Source organism: Rhizobium sp. BK181 (assembly GCF_014193305.1).
Classification (GTDB): Bacteria; Pseudomonadota; Alphaproteobacteria; order Rhizobiales; family Rhizobiaceae; genus Rhizobium.
Genome location: NZ_JACHZA010000001.1, coordinates 1169159 through 1186244, shown reverse-complemented (window position 1 = coordinate 1186244; position 17086 = coordinate 1169159). Strand labels below are relative to the sequence as shown.

Below are 17086 nucleotides of genomic sequence, written 5' to 3'. Positions count from 1 at the left end.
TGCTGCGGCCTTGCCGAAAGGCGGGGTCTCGCCCATAACAGCGGAAACGAGAGATGAGTATCGATACCTTGAGCAATGACGATGTGATGGCCGATGGCGGCAGGCAACGCAGCTTCCGCCTGCACAATATGTCCGTTCCGGCACGACCATTGGAGCCGGCGCTCTATCTCGTCGCGACGCCGATCGGTAATCTCGGCGACATCACGCTGCGTGCCTTGGAAACGCTTGCCGGCGCCGACGTCCTGGCCTGCGAAGACACGCGCGTCACCCGCGTCTTGCTTGACCGGTTTGGCATCCAGAACCGCCCCTATGCGTATCACGAACACAATGCCGACGAGGCTGGGCCGCGGCTTTTGCAGGCGCTGGAGGCTGGAAAGTCTGTGGCTCTCGTCTCGGACGCCGGAACGCCGCTGGTCTCCGATCCCGGCTATCGCCTCGCGCAGAACGCCATCGAGGCGGGCTATCGCGTCGTGCCGATTCCCGGCGCCTCCGCGCCGCTTGCGGCTTTGGTCGGTTCCGGCCTGCCGAACGACGCCTTTCTGTTTGCCGGGTTTCTGCCGACCAAGGACAAGGCCCGCCGTGATCGGTTGGCGGAGTTCGAGGCAGTTCCCGCAACGCTGATGTTCTTTGAATCGCCGCATCGCATTGCTGCTACGTTGACCGCTGCCGCCGATGTGCTCGGCGGCGATCGCGCGGCATCCGTCTGTCGCGAATTGACGAAGACCTATGAAGAGTTTCGCCGTGGGACGCTGGCCGAGCTCGCGGCGCATTACGCCGATGTCGATAACGTCAAGGGCGAGATCGTGCTGGTCATCGGACCGCCTCCCGAGCGGGCGGTCGAAGCAGCCGATGTCGATGCGATCTTGGCGGACTTGGCCAAAACCTTGCCAACCTCCAAGGCTGCCGCGGAAGCGTCAAAGCTGACCGGCGTCTCTAAGAAGGAACTCTATCAGCGGCTCCTCGACATGAAGGGCGGCGATGGGCGATAGGACTCCTCCTGCTGCCGACCGCCGAAGGGCGCTCCGCCGGGGCCATGTCTCCGAGTATTTCGCTGCTCTCTATCTCATGTTGAAGGGATATCGCATCGTTGCCATGCGTTATCGCACCAAGCTCGGCGAGATCGACATCATTGCACGCAAGCGCAATCTGGCGATTTTTGTTGAAGTGAAGGCGCGGCGCGAGGAGATGATCGCCATCGACGCCGTGTCGACAACGGCGCAAAAACGGATCAGAGCGGCCAGTGATCTATGGCTACAGCGCCAACGCGATTATGCTTTGCTTTCGCAGCGTTACGATATTGTGGCCATCCTGCCCGGCCGGCTGCCGCGTCATTTTCCGAACGCCTTCTGACCTTTTTGCACTCGCGTGCAAAAAGAGCCGACTGTAACAGTCCCGTCATCAAATCATCAAGGAGGCGTCATGGAACGCCTCTATTGCACTCCTCACCCCAACAACTGGTGGAGAGGGATTAGTCATGTTCAAGAAATTTACGATGGCGGCCGTGGCCGTGAGCTTCTCGGCCTCGTCGTCTTTTGCCGCGACCAATATCACTTGGTGGCACGGCATGGGCGGCCGCAACGGCGAAGTCATCAACGAAGTCGCACAGAAGTTCAACGCATCGCAGACGAGCTGCGCGATCACGCCGGTCTCCAAGGGATCGTACGAAGAAGCGCTCGCAGCCGGCATCGCTGCTTTCCGTTCGGGCGAGCAGCCGAACATCCTGCAGGTTTTCGATGCGGGTGCAGCCACGATCATCAACGCCAAGGGCGCCGTCATCCCGGCTGAAGACCTGATCAACAACGCCGGCTACAAGTTCGACCGCAACGCCTTCATCCCTGGCGTTCGCTATCTCTACGCCGCTGCAGACGGCAAGTTCGTCGGCATGCCGTTCAACTCTTCCGCTCCGATCATGTACACCAACCCGGAAGCGCTGAAGAAGGCCGGCGTCGAAGCCCCGAAGACTTGGGAAGAGTTCGAGGCGATCGCGCCGAAGCTCAAGGAAGCCGGCTATATCCCGCTCGTTCAGACGCAGCTGACTTGGGAGTTCACCGAGAACTTCTTCTCGCGCAACAATATCCAGTTCGCCACCAACAACAATGGTTACGACAGCATCGTCGACACCAAGCTGAAGGTCACCGACCCGAACCTCATCATGATGTTCGAAAAGCTGAAGGCCTGGAAGGATGAAGGCTACTTCGCCTACTACGGCGCCGGCTGGAACGACAACCAGAAGCCCTTCGAAGAAGGCAAGGTCGCTCTGTGGATCGGTTCCTCGGGCTCCTTCGGCGGCCTGAAGAAGACCGCAACCATGCCTTTCTCCGCAACCTTCCTGCCTTACTGGAACTCGATCAGCGGCGCTGGCAAGAACACCTTCATCGGTGGCGCCGCACTCTTCGCGATGGCCGGCAAGCCGGAAGCCGAAAACAAGTGCGTTGCCGACTTCTTCCAGTTCCTGACCTCACCTGAGATCCAGAAGTTCTACCACCAGGCAACCGGCTACGTCGCCATCACCGAAGCAGCCTACGATCTCGCCAAGAAGGAAGGCTACTACGAGAAGGAGCCTGTCGCCGAAGTCGGTATCAAGCAGCTGAAGCTGGAAGGCGGCGAGTGGTCGAAGGGCTATCGCCTCGGCTTCTACCCGCAGATCCGCTCGATCATGGAGCGCGAATACAACCGCATCTTCGCTGGTGAAACCACCGTCAAGGACGCGTTCGACACCATCGAGAAGGAAGGCAACGAACTTCTCGCCCGCTTCGCGAAGACCGCTGGCTGATCCAAGCCGCGTCGACCATGACAGTCAACATGGACCTCCCTTCTCCGGAAGGGAGGTCCTATCAGCGATAGAGGACCGCGCGTGGCCTATACTCCATCCCAACCCCGCTTCGGCCGGTTCATTCCGGGCCTCGCGGCAGGCGCCAGGAAACCGGCAGCCGCTGCCGAGCCATCGGGCGCCAAGCGCGTCCAGTTCTCGCCCTCGCTCATCCCCTATCTGTTTCTGGCGCCGCAGCTCGCGGTGATCTTCATTTTCTTCTACTGGCCGTCCGTGCAGGCGGTGCAGTCGTCCTTCTATATCGAGGACCCGTTCGGCTTCGGCTCGACCTTCGTCGGCTTCGCCAACTATACGGACGCGATCTTCAGCCCCGAATATCTGAGCATCGCCAAGTTCACGGTCGTCTTCACGGCGCTGGTGACCTTCTTCTCGCTGGCGCTCGGCCTGCTGCTGGCGGTCAAGGCCGATGCCGTCATTCGCGGCAGCTCCGCCTACAAGACACTGCTGATCTCGGTCTACGCGATCGCCCCGCCGGTTGCTGGCCTGATCGGCATGATGTTCTTCGACCTGCACATCGGGCCCTTCGTCAAGCTGGCGGCCTGGTTCGGCTGGGACATGCAGGTCGGTCTCGATTACTACGACACCGCCTTTGCGCTGATCGTCGTCGCGGTCTGGAAGCAGATCCCCTACAACTTCATCTTCTTCCTGTCCGGTCTTCAGGGCGTGCCGGTCTCCGTGCGCGAAGCCGCCACCATCGACTGCCGCTCCGGCTTCCGCCGGTTCTGGACGGTGACGCTGCCGCTATTGGCGCCGACCGCCTTCTTTCTGCTGATCATCAACATCACCTACGCCCTGTTCGACACCTTCGGCGTCATCGACGTGATGGTGAAGGACAAGCCGGCCAACAATCCGATCACCCTTGTCTACAAGGTCTACATGGACGGCTTCCGCGGCAATGACATCGGCAGCTCCTCGGCGCAGTCGGTTATCCTGATGATCGTTGTCTTCGTCCTGACCATCATCCAGTTCCGCTTCATCGAGAAGCGCATCCACTACACGTGAGAGGGGACGACCAATGTACAAGACGAAACCCCTCGACCATCTGATCCTGATCCTCGGCTCGCTGTTCCTGATCGTGCCCGTGATCGTGGCCTTCATGACCTCGACGCACGAGGCGGCTGAAATCCACACTAAAGGCCTGATGCTGCTCCCTGGCGACAATTTCGTCGGCACCTATGAGAAGGTCCTGACCCAGAAGGGCGGCTTCACCGGCCAGGTCACCGGCCTCAACATGGTGCTGAACTCGCTCATCCTCGGCATCGGCTTTGCCGTCGGCAAGATCGTGCTGTCGATGATGGCGGCCTACGCCATCGTCTACTTCCGTTTTCGCTTCGCGACGCTCGCCTTCTGGATCATCTTCACGACGCTGCTCTTGCCGCTCGAAGTCCGCATCATGCCGTCCTACGAGGTGATGAGCAAACTCGGGCTGCTGAACACTTACACCGGCCTGATCGTGCCGCTGCTCGCCTCGGCGACCGGCACCTTCTATTTCCGCCAGTTCTTCAAGTCCGTTCCCGAAGAATTGCTGGAGGCCGCCCGCATCGATGGCGCCGGGCCGTTCAAGTTCTTCGTCGACATCCTGATCCCGCTGTCGCGCACCATGATGGCGGCGATCTTCATCATCATGTTCGTCTATGGCTGGAACCAGTATCTCTGGCCGATGCTGATGACCACCGACGAGAGCTTCTTCACGCTCATGCGCGGCATCAAGTCGATCCTGCAGGTCTGGGTCGGTTCGCAAATTCCCGATTACAACGAAGCCTTTGCACTCGCCGTGCTGGCAATGCTGCCGCCGGTGCTGATCGTCGTGATTTTCCAGAGATGGTTCATCAAGGGCCTCACCGAGAGCGATAAGTAAGGAAGAGAAACATGGCACGGATCGAAATCTCGAAGGTCTGCAAGGATTATCATGGCGGCGTTCGCGCCGTGAACGGCGTCGATATCTCGATCGCCGACGGTGAGTTCATCGTGTTGGTCGGCCCGTCGGGTTGCGGCAAGTCCACGCTGCTGCGCATGGTGGCCGGTCTCGAGGAGATCTCCGACGGCACCGTCAGCATCGGTGACCGCGTGGTCAACAGCGTCGACCCTGCTGATCGCGACATCGCCATGGTCTTCCAGAACTATGCGCTCTACCCGCACATGACGGTGCGCGAGAACCTGGAATACGGCCTGAAGAACCGCAAGACGCCGAAGTCCGAGATCGACGCTCGCGTCGCAGAGGCCGCCCGCATGCTGCAGCTCGAGCCCTATCTCGACCGCAAGCCTCGGGCGCTATCGGGCGGTCAGCGCCAGCGCGTCGCCATGGGCCGCGCCATCGTTCGCAAGCCGGCTGCCTTCCTGTTCGACGAACCGCTGTCGAACCTCGACGCCAAGCTGCGCGTTTCCATGCGCGGCGAAATCAAGCGCCTGCAGCGCCGCCTCGGCACCACCTCGCTCTATGTCACCCACGACCAGCTCGAAGCGATGACCTTGGCAGATCGCCTCGTGGTCCTGAGCCATGGAGAGATCGAACAGATCGGCACACCGCTCGAGGTCTATCATCGCCCGGCTTCCACCTTCGTGGCCAGCTTCATCGGCTCGCCGGCCATGAACCTCCTTAAGGGCGAGTTGCACGGCGACAAACTGGCGCTCGGTCCGAGCCTGATCGACCTTGCCGGCAGCGCGCCGACGTCGGGTCCGGTCACGGTCGGGATTCGCGCCGAAGACCTCCGCCTTGCCCGTGCCGGTGAACATGCCATGACGGTCGCGATCGACTATGTCGAAGAGCTGGGTTCACAGCGTTTGGTGCACGGAAGTCTTGGCGATCAGCAGTTGACCGCGGTCCTGTCGCCCGAGGCGGAGCTGAAGTCCGAACTACGGCTGGTCATCGGCGCAGAGCGGCTGCATTTCTTCAATCACGAGACGGGCAAGCGCATCGGCGAGCCGGCAGCTTCGCCGGCCGCCGTGGTCAAAACGGAAATCGCCTGACGCCTCACTGATCCTTAAAATTGTACGGATCGACTGTACGGTGCCTTTACGACTCTCTGCTATCCCAACACGGATTGGATAGCTGGGGGGCTCATGGGTATTCATATGATGCTGGCAAGCGTGGTCGCGATGGCGGCGCGCGTGGTGCCCTTTCCGAGCCTGCCGCAGCCGCAAGCAAAGACATTCGTGGCGAAGTCCGGCGATACTTTCGACATGCGCGCGACGCCGATCAATCCCGATTGGGTGATCAGCGGTAACCCTGAGGCGCGCACCGGCGAGCATTCACGCAGCAATGACGATGGAGCCTATACGGCGATCTGGGATTGCACGGCCGGCGAATTCCGTTGGCACTTCTACTGGGACGAAACGGTGATGATCCTCGAAGGCGGCGTCCATATCGTTGCCGGGGACGGCACGGAGCGGACACTGCAAGCCGGCGATGTTGCCTTCTTCGCTGCGGGCACCTGGGCCAGCTGGCGCGTGGACAGTTACGTGCGCAAGGTTGCGTTCCTGAGGAAGCCGTTCCCGAAGCCGGTCGCGCTCGCCTACCGGCTGAAGAGCCTGTTGCGCGGCGAGGTCCAAAAGAGCGGCATCGCCGCCTGACGATTTCCGGTCCCGCCACAACGAAGCCGTTGATTGGCGTTGCTTTCGGGGCATCTGCAGCCTACATCTGTCCGGCATCAGCTAAGGGACGGAAATGGCTAAGATCAGAAACGTAGCGGTCCAGATGGATCATGTCGCCGGCATCAATATCGCGGGCGATTCCACCTTTGCGATGAGCCTGGAAGCGCAGGCCCGCGGCTACAAGCTTTTCCATTACACGCCTGAGCGCCTGAGCTTCCGGGACGGCAATCTGTACGCCACGGTGGAGCCGATGGTGTTGCGCGACGTCAAGGGTGATCATTTCGAGCTCGGGGCGCCCGAACGCGTCGACCTTTCCACCATGGACGTGATCCTGCTGCGCCAGGATCCGCCGTTCGACATGGCCTATATCACCTCGACCCACCTGCTGGAGCGGATCCATCCGAAGACGCTGGTCGTCAATGATCCGGCCTGGGTTCGGAACTCTCCCGAAAAGATCTTCGTCACCGAATTTGCCGATCTGATGCCGAAGACGCTGATCACCAAGGATGCAGCGGAAATTCGCCGCTTCCGAGACGAGATGGGCGACATCATCCTGAAGCCGCTCTACGGCAATGGCGGCGCCGGCGTTTTCCATTCGACAAAGGACGACCGCAACCTGTCGTCCCTGCTAGAAATGTTCGGTCAACTCTTCCGCGAACCTTTCATTGCGCAGCAGTACCTTCCTGATGTTCGCAAGGGCGACAAGCGCATCCTGCTCGTCGACGGCGAGCCCGTCGGCGCCATCAATCGCGTGCCCGCCGAGCACGACAGCCGTTCCAACATGCATGTCGGAGGACGCGCCGAGGCGACTGAACTGACGGCCCGCGAGATCGAAATCTGCAAGCGCATCGGCCCTGCGCTGAAGGAACGCGGCTTCCTCTTCGTTGGCATCGACGTCATCGGCGACTACATGACGGAGATCAACGTCACCTCGCCGACCGGCATCCGCGAAGTGCGCAAATTCGGTGGTGCCGATATCGCCGCCTTGTTGTGGGATGCGATCGAGCAGAAGCGCTAGGCGCGCTTTGTGGCCGCGCGCTGGGAACGGACGCGCGGCTCTACGGACATTTCTTTCTTCAAGACATTCCCGCTCGACACGGTCGGAATAAATCGACCGCTTTGTTCTCTCGCTGCAACCTGCCACAACCTACCCACAGCGTTGGCTTGAATCTGTTCTTTTATTGTTCTTGTTTCATTCCCGTTTCTATGCAAGATTGCAATTGGCGACAATGATACGTCGTTAAACTGCAGTGTAGTGGGTTGCGGCACAGGGGATGGGGCATGGTCGCACGCGTCAACACGCTTGCATTTCAGGGCATTGAGGGTGTTCCGGTCGAGGTCCAGGTCATGGTCGCGCCCGGCCGGGTCGTCACCCAGATCGTGGGCCTTCCTGATAAGGCGGTGGCGGAAAGCCGCGAGCGCGTTCACGCCGCGCTGCACGCCTCGGGCCTGGCCCTCCCGGCCAAGAAGATTACTGTCAACCTGGCGCCGGCGGACCTGCCCAAGGAAGGCTCCCATTTCGACCTGCCGATCGCCCTTGGCCTGATGGCCGCCTTGGGCGCCATTCCCGCGGATGCGCTCTCCGACTACGTGGTGATTGGCGAACTCAATCTGGATGGGACGATCGCTCCCGTCGCCGGGGCGTTGCCGGCCGCGATTGGCGCCAACGCCATCGGCAAGGGATTGATTTGCCCGGCCGAAAGCGGCGCGGAGGCGGCCTGGGCGGGACCGGATATCGACATCCTCGCGCCGCGCAGCCTGATCGCGCTCGCCAATCATTTTCGCGGCACCCAGGTTCTCTCCCGTCCAGAACCCTCGATCCGCGCCAATACGGTCAGCCTGCCTGATCTTGCCGATATCAAGGGGCAGGAAAGCGCCAAGCGGGCGCTGGAAGTTGCGGCGGCCGGCGGCCACAATCTCCTGATGGTCGGTCCTCCCGGTTCCGGAAAATCCATGCTTGCCGCCCGGTTGCCATCGATTCTGCCGCCGCTTTCGGCCGCGGAACTTCTCGAAGTCTCGATGATTCATTCGGTAGCCGGCCAACTATCTGGCGGGAAGCTCTCGGATCGACGCCCCTTCCGTACGCCGCATCATTCCGCCACCATGGCAGCCCTCGTCGGCGGCGGCTTGCGCGCAAAGCCCGGCGAGGCGTCGCTGGCCCACCATGGCGTGCTGTTTCTCGATGAGTTTCCCGAATTTTCGCCGCAGGCGCTCGATGCTCTGCGGCAACCGCTCGAAACAGGCGAATGCATCATCGCCCGCGCCAATCATCGTGTGGCCTATCCGGCCAACATCCAGCTCGTCGCGGCGATGAACCCCTGTCGCTGCGGCATGGCCGGCGAACCTGGCCATAGTTGCGTACGCGGTCCACGCTGCATGACGGACTATCAGTCGCGCATTTCAGGCCCGCTGATGGATCGCATCGACATCCGCATCGATGTTCCGGCTGTCTCCGCCTTCGATCTCATTCGACCGATGCCTGCTGAAAGGAGCGTGGATATCGCCCGCCGCGTCGCCCGTGCGCGCGAGATTCAGCGGGATCGCTTCAAGGCGGCGAGCCCGGGGGCAATCGGGACCAACGCCCGGTGCTCGACCGCCATGATCGAGGCATACGCCGCACCGGATGCTTCCGGCCTGCAGTTGCTCCGCGACGCAGCCGAAAAAATGAAGTTCTCGGCGCGCGGATATCATCGGGTCCTGAAGGTCGCGCGTACGCTCGCGGATCTCGATGGCAATGAGATGGTGGGTCGCATCCACCTCGCCGAGGCGATCTCCTATCGCATCGCCGGCGAACGTCTGACCACGCCCGCCTGAAACGAAAGGGGGGCGCCCGCCGAGAGCGCCCCGCGTCAGGAATGCCGGCTTAGCCGCCAAGCCCCTCAAACAGGGCCGTGGAGAGATAACGTTCGGCAAAGGATGGGATGATCACGACGATGTTTTTCCCCGCGTTCTCCTCACGGCTGCCGATTTTGATTGCGGCGGCCAAGGCTGCGCCCGAGGAAATGCCGACCGGCACGCCTTCCAGCCTGGCAACCTCGCGGGCAAGGTCAAGCGCTTCGGGGCTGCTGACCGTGACGATTTCGTCGTAGATGTGCGTATCGAGGATCGCCGGCGCGAAGCCTGCGCCGATGCCCTGGATCTTGTGCGGACCCGGCTGGCCGCCGGAAAGGACGGGAGATTCCGCAGGTTCGACGGCGACGACCTTGAAGCCAGGCTTCTTCGATTTTAGCACCTGGCCCGCGCCGGTGATGGTGCCGCCGGTGCCGATGCCGGCAACCAGGATATCGACCGCACCGTCGGTATCGTTCCAGATCTCCTCGGCTGTCGTGCGGCGGTGGATTTCTGGATTGGCAGGATTTTCGAACTGCTGCGGGATAATCGCATCGGGCAGTGTCGCCGCCAATTCCTCGGCCTTGGCGATCGCGCCCTTCATTCCCTTCGGACCTTCGGTGAGCACGAGTTCGGCGCCGAGCAGTGCCAGCATCTTGCGGCGCTCGACGGACATGGTTTCCGGCATCGTGAGGATCAGTTTGTACCCCTTGGCCGCTGCTGCAAAGGCGAGCGCAATTCCGGTATTGCCCGATGTCGGCTCGATCAGGGTCGTCTTGCCGGGCGAAATCTTGCCCAGTGACTCCAGCGACTCGATCATTGCGACGCCGATGCGGTCCTTCACGGAAGCAATCGGATTGAAGAATTCCAGCTTCGCCAGGAGGTTCGCTTTGACGCCCTTCGCCTTGGCGAGCTTGTCGAGCCGCACGATTGGCGTGTCACCGATGGTCTCGGTGATCGAGGAATAGATGCGGCCGCGGCCCGGTTTCTTCGACATTAGGCTCTCCCTTGGTGAAATGTGCGGAGAGAATAGGGTCAAAGATGGATGGAGGCCAGTGTGGCTTCATCCCTCAGAAGCGGTCAGGCGAGAAAAAATCCTTTAGGAACCGGGCTTTGTCGAATGAATTTTTCAGGCCGCGCGGGTGGCGATGAAGGCGGCCGTGCCGGCGAGAATACCTGCCGCCGTCTTGTTCAGCGCCGCCAGTGCACGCGGTTGCTTCAGCATCATGCGGGCGCGTGACGCAAGCAGCATATACGGGACCAAAACCACAAGCAGGACGACGAAGGTGGTTGCCAAAAGGACACCATATTCACGAAGCCCGATGCTGTTGATGTCGATCAAAGTCGGCACCAGTGCGACATAGAAGAGCATGGTTTTGGGATTGCCGAGTGTTACCAGCAGGCCGGACAGGAAGCTCATGCCGACATTGCTCGCCTTCCTGGCCGCGATGTCGTGGGGCAGCAACCCGGCCGTCCAGAGCTTGTAAGCGATGTAGCAGAGATAAAGCGCACCGGCGATCTTGATGACAATGAAGAGTTCGGTGAACGTCTGCGCCACGAAAGCGAGGCCGAGAATGACGGCAGTGAGATAGGTCATATCACCAAGCACTAGACCGAGGCCCATGAAGAATGTCTCGCGAAAATTCGAGCCGAGTGCGCGCGCGACGATCGCCGTGATGCCCGGTCCGGGGATGGCGGCAGCGATGAAAAGGGCTGCAGCATATGCAAAAAGGGCGGTGAAAGACATGGTGCAAGCTCCTGCTTCGGACGCCTTCTACGCCTGTAAACGGGGGATTTCAAGGATGTGACGCTCTGTCACCGGGCTGCAGTGCATAGCCGCTATTGACGCTTGTTGTGACGGTTCTAGTTCCAAGGCGGGGTCGAAGCTATGAAGGCCGGCATCGCGCCAACAACCAAATCCGAGGGCCAATGGGCAATGAACCCCTCCATACCGACCAATATCTACTGTTCGCCAAAGGAGACATCGATGAGCCTCAACGCAGCCGAAAAGCGTAAACTCGCCCCACTTGCCACGCCGACGGACCTGAAAGGCAATGCCATCCAGGACATCTCGGCCGCTTTAGCGGCGCTGCTGGCAGACGTCTTCGCGCTCTACATGAAGACCAAGAATTTCCACTGGCATATGTCGGGGCCGCATTTCCGCGACTATCACCTGATGCTCGACGAGCAGGCTGAGCAGATCTTTGCCACGACCGACGCGATTGCCGAACGCGCCCGCAAGATCGGCGGCACGACGTTGCGCTCCATCGGCCATATCGGTCGCCTGCAGCGCATCAATGACAATGACGCCGAGTATGTCACGCCGGAGGACATGCTGGCGGAACTGCGCGACGACAACAGGCAGCTTGTATCGCTGTTGCGCGAAACCCACGATGTCTGCTCCGAGCACAATGACTTCGCTACCACAAGTCTGCTGGAAGTCTGGATCGACGAGGCCGAGCGCCGCACTTGGTTCCTGTTCGAAACGACGCGGCAGCAGAAATAGCGTCGGCGCCCTCTGGCCTATGAGCTTGCCCGCGCACGTAGCAACTGCGCGGGCGTCCAGCCGAGGTTCATGCCGGCCGCGGCGACGAGAATGATCGCTGCACCAACGAGCTGAAGCGGTTGCAGCGCATGTCCGAAGGCCACCCGGTCCACGAGGATGGCGGCGATCGGATAGATGAACGACAGCGCCCCTGTCAGATGGATCGGCAGCTTCTGGATCGCTCCGTAGAGCAGCACATACATCAGCCCTGTATGAACGATGCCCATGGTGGCAAGGATTGACCAGGACTGTCCGTCGGTTGGCAGGTTCGAGAAGTTCACGGTGGGCAGCAGCATCAGCACGCCGGTCGCAACCTGTATCAGCGCTATCAGATGCGGCGGCGTTCCCTTGAGCCATTTCGCGGCAAGGGCTGCCAGCGCGTAGAAAAACGCAGCGCCAAGCGCCAAAAGGATCCCGACCGCATAGCCCTCGTGTTCGCCTGACGTCGCCGGCTTGGCTTCGACGATGGCCGCCATTCCGCCAAAGGCCAGCGTCAGCCACAACAGCTTCGCGGCGGTGATCTTCTCGCCGAGAAAAAGCGCACCGAGCGCAAGCAACATGAAGGGTTGCGTATTGTAGACGGTCGTCGCTATCGAAATCGAGGCGTGGCCGTATGACGCAAACAGCAGCAGCCAATTGAGAACAATGGCAACTCCGCCGAAGACCGCGATGCCAAACGCCTTCAAGCTGATGACGCCCGGTCGCAGCAGTCCCATGGCCGCGCAGACGGCGAGCAGGCTGATCGCCCCAAAGAAGCAGCGCCAGAACACCACGCCGCTCACAGGCTGGCCGGACATCACGACGAACCAGCCGATGGTTCCTGAAATCAGCATTGCCGCTGTGATTTGGGCAGCGCCGGCGCGAACTTCACTGTGCATCGCATCTCTCCATGTTGATGGAGAAAGAATATTGCGGGGTCATCGTGACTTATATAGATTCCATTAGGCTCGCTGCGCAATCGTCCTATCTTTGTGAGGAAAAGTGTCTGTATTGCCTAATGACAACTTGATCGATGCGGTCGACCAGAAAATCCTGCAGGCACTGGCGGAGAATGCCCGCATTTCCTTGAAGGAACTGGCGCAGGCCGCGGGCCTCTCTTCGCCCAGCGCCGCCGAACGTCTCCGCCGCCTTGAGGAACGCGGGATCATCGCCGCGTTCACAATTGATATCGACGCCGCGGCGCTCGGATATCCGCTGCAGGCGATCGTGCGCGTCCGGCCGCTGCCGGGACAGTTGCATGTCGTCCAGCGCATCATCCAGGATACGCCCCAGTTTGTGGAGTGCGACAAGGTGACGGGTGATGACTGTTTCATTGCCCGGCTTGTCGTTTCCTCCATGGCGGAACTCGACGCGATCCTCGACAAGGTGGCCGAGAAGGCCGAAACCAGCACCTCGATGGTCAAGGCATCTCCGGTAAAGCGCCGTCTGCCGCCGCTCTCGCGGGACCGATAGATCAGAAATCGGCCATCGGCGACAGCATTGCCGGTCGATCAAAGGTGATTGCGCCGGGTGTGCGGATCATGAAGTGCGTGTGGCCGTCGAGCGGTCGCGCCTCGCCGTTCCACCCGAGTTTGTCAGGGCAGAACAACGCATCGACGGCGCCAGGCTCTATGTCGAGAGCTCCGATGATCGAGGTCAGCGAGGGCATATCGGCCGCGACGACGTCGAGGAGAATCAAACGTCCCGGCGGTTCCATCTTCCAGGCAATCGCGGCCTGTTCCCGTTCCATCCAACTGACCCTGACGCCGGGGTCGAGCTGTGTGTTGATGAGAAACATCGCGGCGCTCTGACACACGGCGAGCACGTCTGAGACTGGTTCGCGGGACCTCAAAGCTGCGCGCAGCAACTCGAGGTCTGCCGCGTCGAGCGGATCGAGGCGATACGCCGGCGTTTGCGCCTTTGAAACAGCCGGCGCCTTGCCGGAATAGGCATGCATTGGAACCGAGCGGAATCCGTAGGGTTCATACAGCGACGGCTTGTCCGTGTAGAGGGCGATCGCTTCGAAGCCCATCTCCTCACACCACGCGAGCGCCTTGCGGGTCAGGTTGCGATACAGGCCGCGTCTGCGCCAGGGCGGCCTAACCGCGCCCGATTGGAATGCGGCGGCATTCAGTGTTCGACCGTTGATGACGAGGGGCATCGCAAAGGCCGAAAGATTGGCGGCAAGCAGGCCATCGCCGTCAAACCAGCCGAAGGGCATGCTGCTAGGGTCGGGTCCGCCCATTTGCTGCAATGGGCCGATATCGATATCGAATGTGTCCTTTAGGAGATCGACCAGCGCCTGCCATGCCTTAAGGTCGCCGAAATAGTCTTGGCGGAAGGTCAAGCCGGAATGATCGATCCCCTTGGAGGTCATACCCCGGTCGAGCCGAAACCGCCGGCGCCGCGCGCCGTGGCACTCGCCTCGGAGATTTCGCAGATATGAGCCTGAATCGCCGGTGCGATTACCATCTGGGCGATGCGCATGCCCCGGGTGATCTCGAACGGCTCGTCGCCGAGGTTGATCAGCAGAACCTTGACCTCGCCGCGATAGTCGCTGTCGATGGTGCCGGGCGTGTTCAGGCAGGTGAGGCCGTGCTTGAAGGCGAGGCCGGAGCGCGGACGCACCTGGCCCTCGAATCCTTCCGGAATTTCGAAGATGAAACCGGTCGGCACCAGCGCGCGCTTGCCAGGCGCGAGGATGGTCGGCGCGTCGGCATCGACGGCGGCGCGCAGGTCCATGCCTGCCGCCCCCTTGCTTTCATAGGCCGGCAGTTCGAGGTCCTTGCCGTTGGCAAGGCGGATGATGTTGAGCGTCGGGCGCGTATCGGCATGAATGGTCATGCCGCATTAGTTTGCGCCCGAAGCTCCAAGGTCAATTGCAATGCCGGGCTTTAATCGCTAGATACGCCGCAATTCCACAGGATTCACATTATGGCCGAAAGTCTCGCCGAGGCGGTCTCCCGCCGCCGCACATTCGCTATTATCGCGCACCCGGACGCGGGTAAGACCACGCTCACCGAAAAGCTGCTGCTGTTCGGCGGCGCCATTCAGCTTGCCGGCGAAGTCAAGGCAAAGAAGGATCGCATGCAGACGCGCTCCGACTGGATGAAGATCGAGCGTGAGCGCGGCATCTCGGTCGTCACCTCGGTCATGACGTTCGAGTACAAGGACAATGTCTTCAACATCCTCGATACGCCCGGCCACGAAGACTTCGCCGACGACACCTATCGCACGCTGACGGCGGTCGATGCCGCAGTCATGGTGATCGATGCCGCCAAGGGTATCGAGCCGCGGACACTGAAGCTGTTCGAAGTCTGCCGCATGCGCGACATTCCGATCATCACCTTCATCAACAAGATGGACCGGGAAAGCCGCGATCCCTTCGAGATCCTTGACGAAGTCGAGGAGAAGCTGGCGCTTGACTGCGCACCGGTGACATGGCCGATCGGCCGTTCCAAGACCTTCTGCGGCACCTACCACCTGGCGAACAACGAGGTGCGTGCTTCGGACACGCAGGAGATCATGACCAAGGTCACCGATCCCGAGATGGTAGCCCATCGCCTGCCGGAGAACGAGCGTGACGCGTTCATCGAGGAGACGACGCTGGCGATCGAGGCCTGCAAGCCCTTCGACAGGAAGGCCTTCCTCGAAGGCCATTTGACGCCCGTCTTCTTCGGTTCGGCGCTGCGCAATTTCGGCGTGCGCGACCTTATCGATGCGCTCGGCGAGTTCGCCCCGCCGCCCCGTGATCAGGTCGCCGACATACGTACCGTGCAGGCGACCGACAACAAGATGACCGCCTTCGTCTTCAAGATCCAGGCGAACATGGACCCCAATCATCGCGACCGCATCGCGTTTGCCCGCATCTGCTCGGGCAAGCTCGAGCGCGGCATGAAGGCGCGCTTGTCGCGCACCGGCAAGCAGCTCGGCCTCACCGCGCCGCAGTTCTTCTTTGCCTCGCAGCGGCAGCTTGCGGATACGGCCTATGCCGGCGACGTCGTCGGCATTCCCAATCACGGAACGCTGCGCATCGGCGATACGCTGACGGAAGGCGAGTCGCTGGTGTTCCAGGGCGTGCCGAACTTCTCGCCGGAAATCCTGCGCCGCGTACGTCTGGAAGACGCCATGAAGGCGAAGAAGCTCAAGGAAGCGCTGCAGCAGATGGCGGAAGAGGGCGTCGTCCAGCTGTTCTCGCCGGAAGATGGTTCGCCGGCTATCGTTGGCGTCGTCGGCGCGCTACAGCTTGACGTTCTGAAGGAGCGCCTAATGGCCGAATACGGCCTGCCGGTCTCCTTTGAAATGTCGCGCTTCTCCGTGTGCCGCTGGATTTCGGCTGATCAGCCGGCAGAGCTCGAAAAATTCATAACCGCGCGTCGCGGCGATATCGCCCGCGACCTCGATAACGACCCGGTGTTCCTGGCGCAGGACAGCTTCTCTCTCCGCTACGAGGCCGAGCGCTACCCGGTGATCAGGATGGCCGCCCTCAAGGAATACCACGCCGTCAAGGCCGCGTGATATTGGATCGGATACACTGATCTGCCATGATGTATCTTCGAACAGGAGCGTTTGATGGTACGCGAGAACGAAATCCGGGAAAACGAAGTCGCGGTCGATCTGCCGCCGGCGACGGATGCGGGGCTGGTGTTCATCGGGCGTATCTTGACCCCTTGGACCTCGCGCATGGAGACGCCGCGCCAGGGGCGGCATGACGGTCCCCTTTGCAAGATCGAGATATTCGAGCCATGGAGGCAGGCGCTCCAGGGCGTGGAAGCCTTCGAGCGGCTGGAGATCCTCTATTGGCTTGATCGATCACGCCGTGATCTCGTTCTGCAAAGTCCTGCCAATAGCGGAAAAGTCCATGGCACTTTTTCGCTTCGCTCGCCGGTGCGGCCAAATCCGATCGGCACCTCCATCGTCAAGCTGGAAGGGGTCGAAGAGGGCGTTCTTTTGGTTCGCGGGATGGATTGCCTTGACGGCACGCCGCTGCTCGACCTGAAGCCCGATCGCACGCTGTTCAAGCCGATCGCGCCGCCGCAGCCCGGAGATTTCCAGACCGGCGACGACGTCGCGCATTATTGCAAGAAGGCCTGACGATCAGTCGACCGCGACCATAACGTCAGAGGCCTTGACGACCGCATAGGCGTCGCCGCCGACGGCCAGCCCCAGTTCATCGACGGCTTCGTTGGTGATCGAGGACGTGACGATGGAACCGCCGCCGATATCGATGCGGACGTGCGCCGTGGTCGCACCCTTCTTCACCTCGACGATCTTTCCTTTCAAGCGATTGCGTGCACTGATCTTCATGGAAG

The 17086-nt window shown here is 61.1% G+C and carries 19 protein-coding genes; 13 read left to right on the top strand and 6 right to left on the bottom strand.

The genetic code is table 11. The features are described from left to right. Nucleotides 1–86: 86 nt before the first annotated feature. The 9 genes from rsmI to FHT77_RS05935 all read left to right on the top strand — a co-directional run bounded on the left by rsmI (nucleotide 87) and on the right by FHT77_RS05935 (nucleotide 9235). Nucleotides 87–989: a 16S rRNA (cytidine(1402)-2'-O)-methyltransferase gene (gene rsmI / locus FHT77_RS05975; RefSeq protein WP_183753897.1), complete on the top strand. Its 903-nt coding sequence runs from the start codon at nucleotides 87–89 to the stop codon at nucleotides 987–989. Beyond that, a complete protein-coding gene (locus tag FHT77_RS05970) occupies nucleotides 979–1350 on the top strand; it encodes a YraN family protein (RefSeq protein WP_183753372.1) in 372 nt (123 codons plus the stop codon). Before rsmI ends, FHT77_RS05970 begins: the two co-directional genes overlap by 11 nt. A gap of 124 nt (nucleotides 1351–1474) precedes the next feature. Beyond that, nucleotides 1475–2773, top strand: a complete 1299-nt coding sequence (locus FHT77_RS05965) for an extracellular solute-binding protein (protein ID WP_065692469.1) — start codon at nucleotides 1475–1477, stop codon at nucleotides 2771–2773. An 81-nt stretch (nucleotides 2774–2854) separates the two neighbouring features. Beyond that, nucleotides 2855–3832, top strand: coding sequence for an ABC transporter permease subunit (locus FHT77_RS05960; RefSeq protein WP_183753370.1), 978 nt, complete (start codon nucleotides 2855–2857; stop codon nucleotides 3830–3832). Between the two features lie 13 nt (nucleotides 3833–3845). Continuing rightward, on the top strand, nucleotides 3846–4688 hold the full coding sequence (ugpE, locus tag FHT77_RS05955; protein ID WP_183753368.1) for a sn-glycerol-3-phosphate ABC transporter permease UgpE: 843 nt from the start codon (nucleotides 3846–3848) through the stop codon (nucleotides 4686–4688). Between the two features lie 11 nt (nucleotides 4689–4699). Further along, nucleotides 4700–5797 (top strand): ABC transporter ATP-binding protein, encoded by a 1098-nt coding sequence (locus FHT77_RS05950; protein WP_183753366.1) that lies wholly within the window; start codon nucleotides 4700–4702, stop codon nucleotides 5795–5797. Nucleotides 5798–5890: 93 nt separating this feature from the next. Further along, a complete protein-coding gene (locus tag FHT77_RS05945) occupies nucleotides 5891–6400 on the top strand; it encodes a cupin domain-containing protein (RefSeq protein ID WP_183753364.1) in 510 nt (169 codons plus the stop codon). Between the two features lie 94 nt (nucleotides 6401–6494). Then, entirely contained in the window at nucleotides 6495–7439 is a 945-nt protein-coding gene (gshB, locus tag FHT77_RS05940) for a glutathione synthase (protein WP_183753362.1), read from the top strand. A gap of 263 nt (nucleotides 7440–7702) precedes the next feature. Next, nucleotides 7703–9235, top strand: a complete 1533-nt coding sequence (locus tag FHT77_RS05935) for a YifB family Mg chelatase-like AAA ATPase (RefSeq protein WP_183753360.1) — start codon at nucleotides 7703–7705, stop codon at nucleotides 9233–9235. 49 nt (nucleotides 9236–9284) lie between these two features. Here FHT77_RS05935 and cysK read toward each other — a convergent pair whose 3' ends face one another. After that, nucleotides 9285–10247: a cysteine synthase A gene (gene cysK, locus FHT77_RS05930; protein WP_183753358.1), complete on the bottom strand. Its 963-nt coding sequence runs from the start codon at nucleotides 10245–10247 to the stop codon at nucleotides 9285–9287. A gap of 132 nt (nucleotides 10248–10379) precedes the next feature. After that, nucleotides 10380–10997, bottom strand: coding sequence for a LysE family translocator (locus FHT77_RS05925; RefSeq protein ID WP_183753356.1), 618 nt, complete (start codon nucleotides 10995–10997; stop codon nucleotides 10380–10382). A 240-nt stretch (nucleotides 10998–11237) separates the two neighbouring features. Between FHT77_RS05925 and FHT77_RS05920 the strand changes: the two genes are divergently transcribed. Continuing rightward, on the top strand, nucleotides 11238–11756 hold the full coding sequence (locus tag FHT77_RS05920; protein ID WP_016552437.1) for a Dps family protein: 519 nt from the start codon (nucleotides 11238–11240) through the stop codon (nucleotides 11754–11756). A gap of 17 nt (nucleotides 11757–11773) precedes the next feature. On the opposite strand, the gene FHT77_RS05915 is transcribed toward FHT77_RS05920, so the two are convergent. After that, nucleotides 11774–12673, bottom strand: coding sequence for a DMT family transporter (locus tag FHT77_RS05915; RefSeq protein ID WP_183753354.1), 900 nt, complete (start codon nucleotides 12671–12673; stop codon nucleotides 11774–11776). Nucleotides 12674–12776: 103 nt separating this feature from the next. Between FHT77_RS05915 and FHT77_RS05910 the strand changes: the two genes are divergently transcribed. Then, the gene (locus FHT77_RS05910) at nucleotides 12777–13247 is read left to right on the top strand and encodes an Lrp/AsnC family transcriptional regulator (RefSeq protein WP_405049255.1); all 471 of its coding nucleotides are present in this window, start codon (nucleotides 12777–12779) and stop codon (nucleotides 13245–13247) included. A gap of 1 nt (nucleotide 13248) precedes the next feature. On the opposite strand, the gene FHT77_RS05905 is transcribed toward FHT77_RS05910, so the two are convergent. Both FHT77_RS05905 and dut read right to left on the bottom strand, forming a co-directional pair. After that, a complete protein-coding gene (locus FHT77_RS05905) occupies nucleotides 13249–14151 on the bottom strand; it encodes a GNAT family N-acetyltransferase (protein WP_183753350.1) in 903 nt (300 codons plus the stop codon). Continuing rightward, nucleotides 14148–14618 carry a dUTP diphosphatase gene (gene dut, locus FHT77_RS05900; RefSeq protein ID WP_183753348.1) on the bottom strand — a complete coding sequence of 157 codons (471 nt, stop codon included), beginning with the start codon at nucleotides 14616–14618 and terminating at the stop codon, nucleotides 14148–14150. The genes FHT77_RS05905 and dut overlap by 4 nt, the downstream gene beginning before the upstream one ends. A gap of 90 nt (nucleotides 14619–14708) precedes the next feature. Here dut and FHT77_RS05895 point away from each other — a divergent pair, with 90 nt between their 5' ends. Together FHT77_RS05895 and tsaA are read left to right on the top strand one after the other, a co-directional pair. Then, a complete protein-coding gene (locus FHT77_RS05895; protein WP_183753346.1) occupies nucleotides 14709–16292 on the top strand; it encodes a peptide chain release factor 3 in 1584 nt (527 codons plus the stop codon). A 54-nt stretch (nucleotides 16293–16346) separates the two neighbouring features. Further along, on the top strand, nucleotides 16347–16868 hold the full coding sequence (gene tsaA / locus FHT77_RS05890) for a tRNA (N6-threonylcarbamoyladenosine(37)-N6)-methyltransferase TrmO (protein WP_183753344.1): 522 nt from the start codon (nucleotides 16347–16349) through the stop codon (nucleotides 16866–16868). 3 nt (nucleotides 16869–16871) lie between these two features. Here the strand turns inward: tsaA and FHT77_RS05885 are convergent, their stop codons facing one another. Further along, nucleotides 16872–17081, bottom strand: a complete 210-nt coding sequence (locus FHT77_RS05885; protein WP_016552447.1) for a molybdopterin-binding protein — start codon at nucleotides 17079–17081, stop codon at nucleotides 16872–16874. Nucleotides 17082–17086 lie beyond the last annotated feature (5 nt).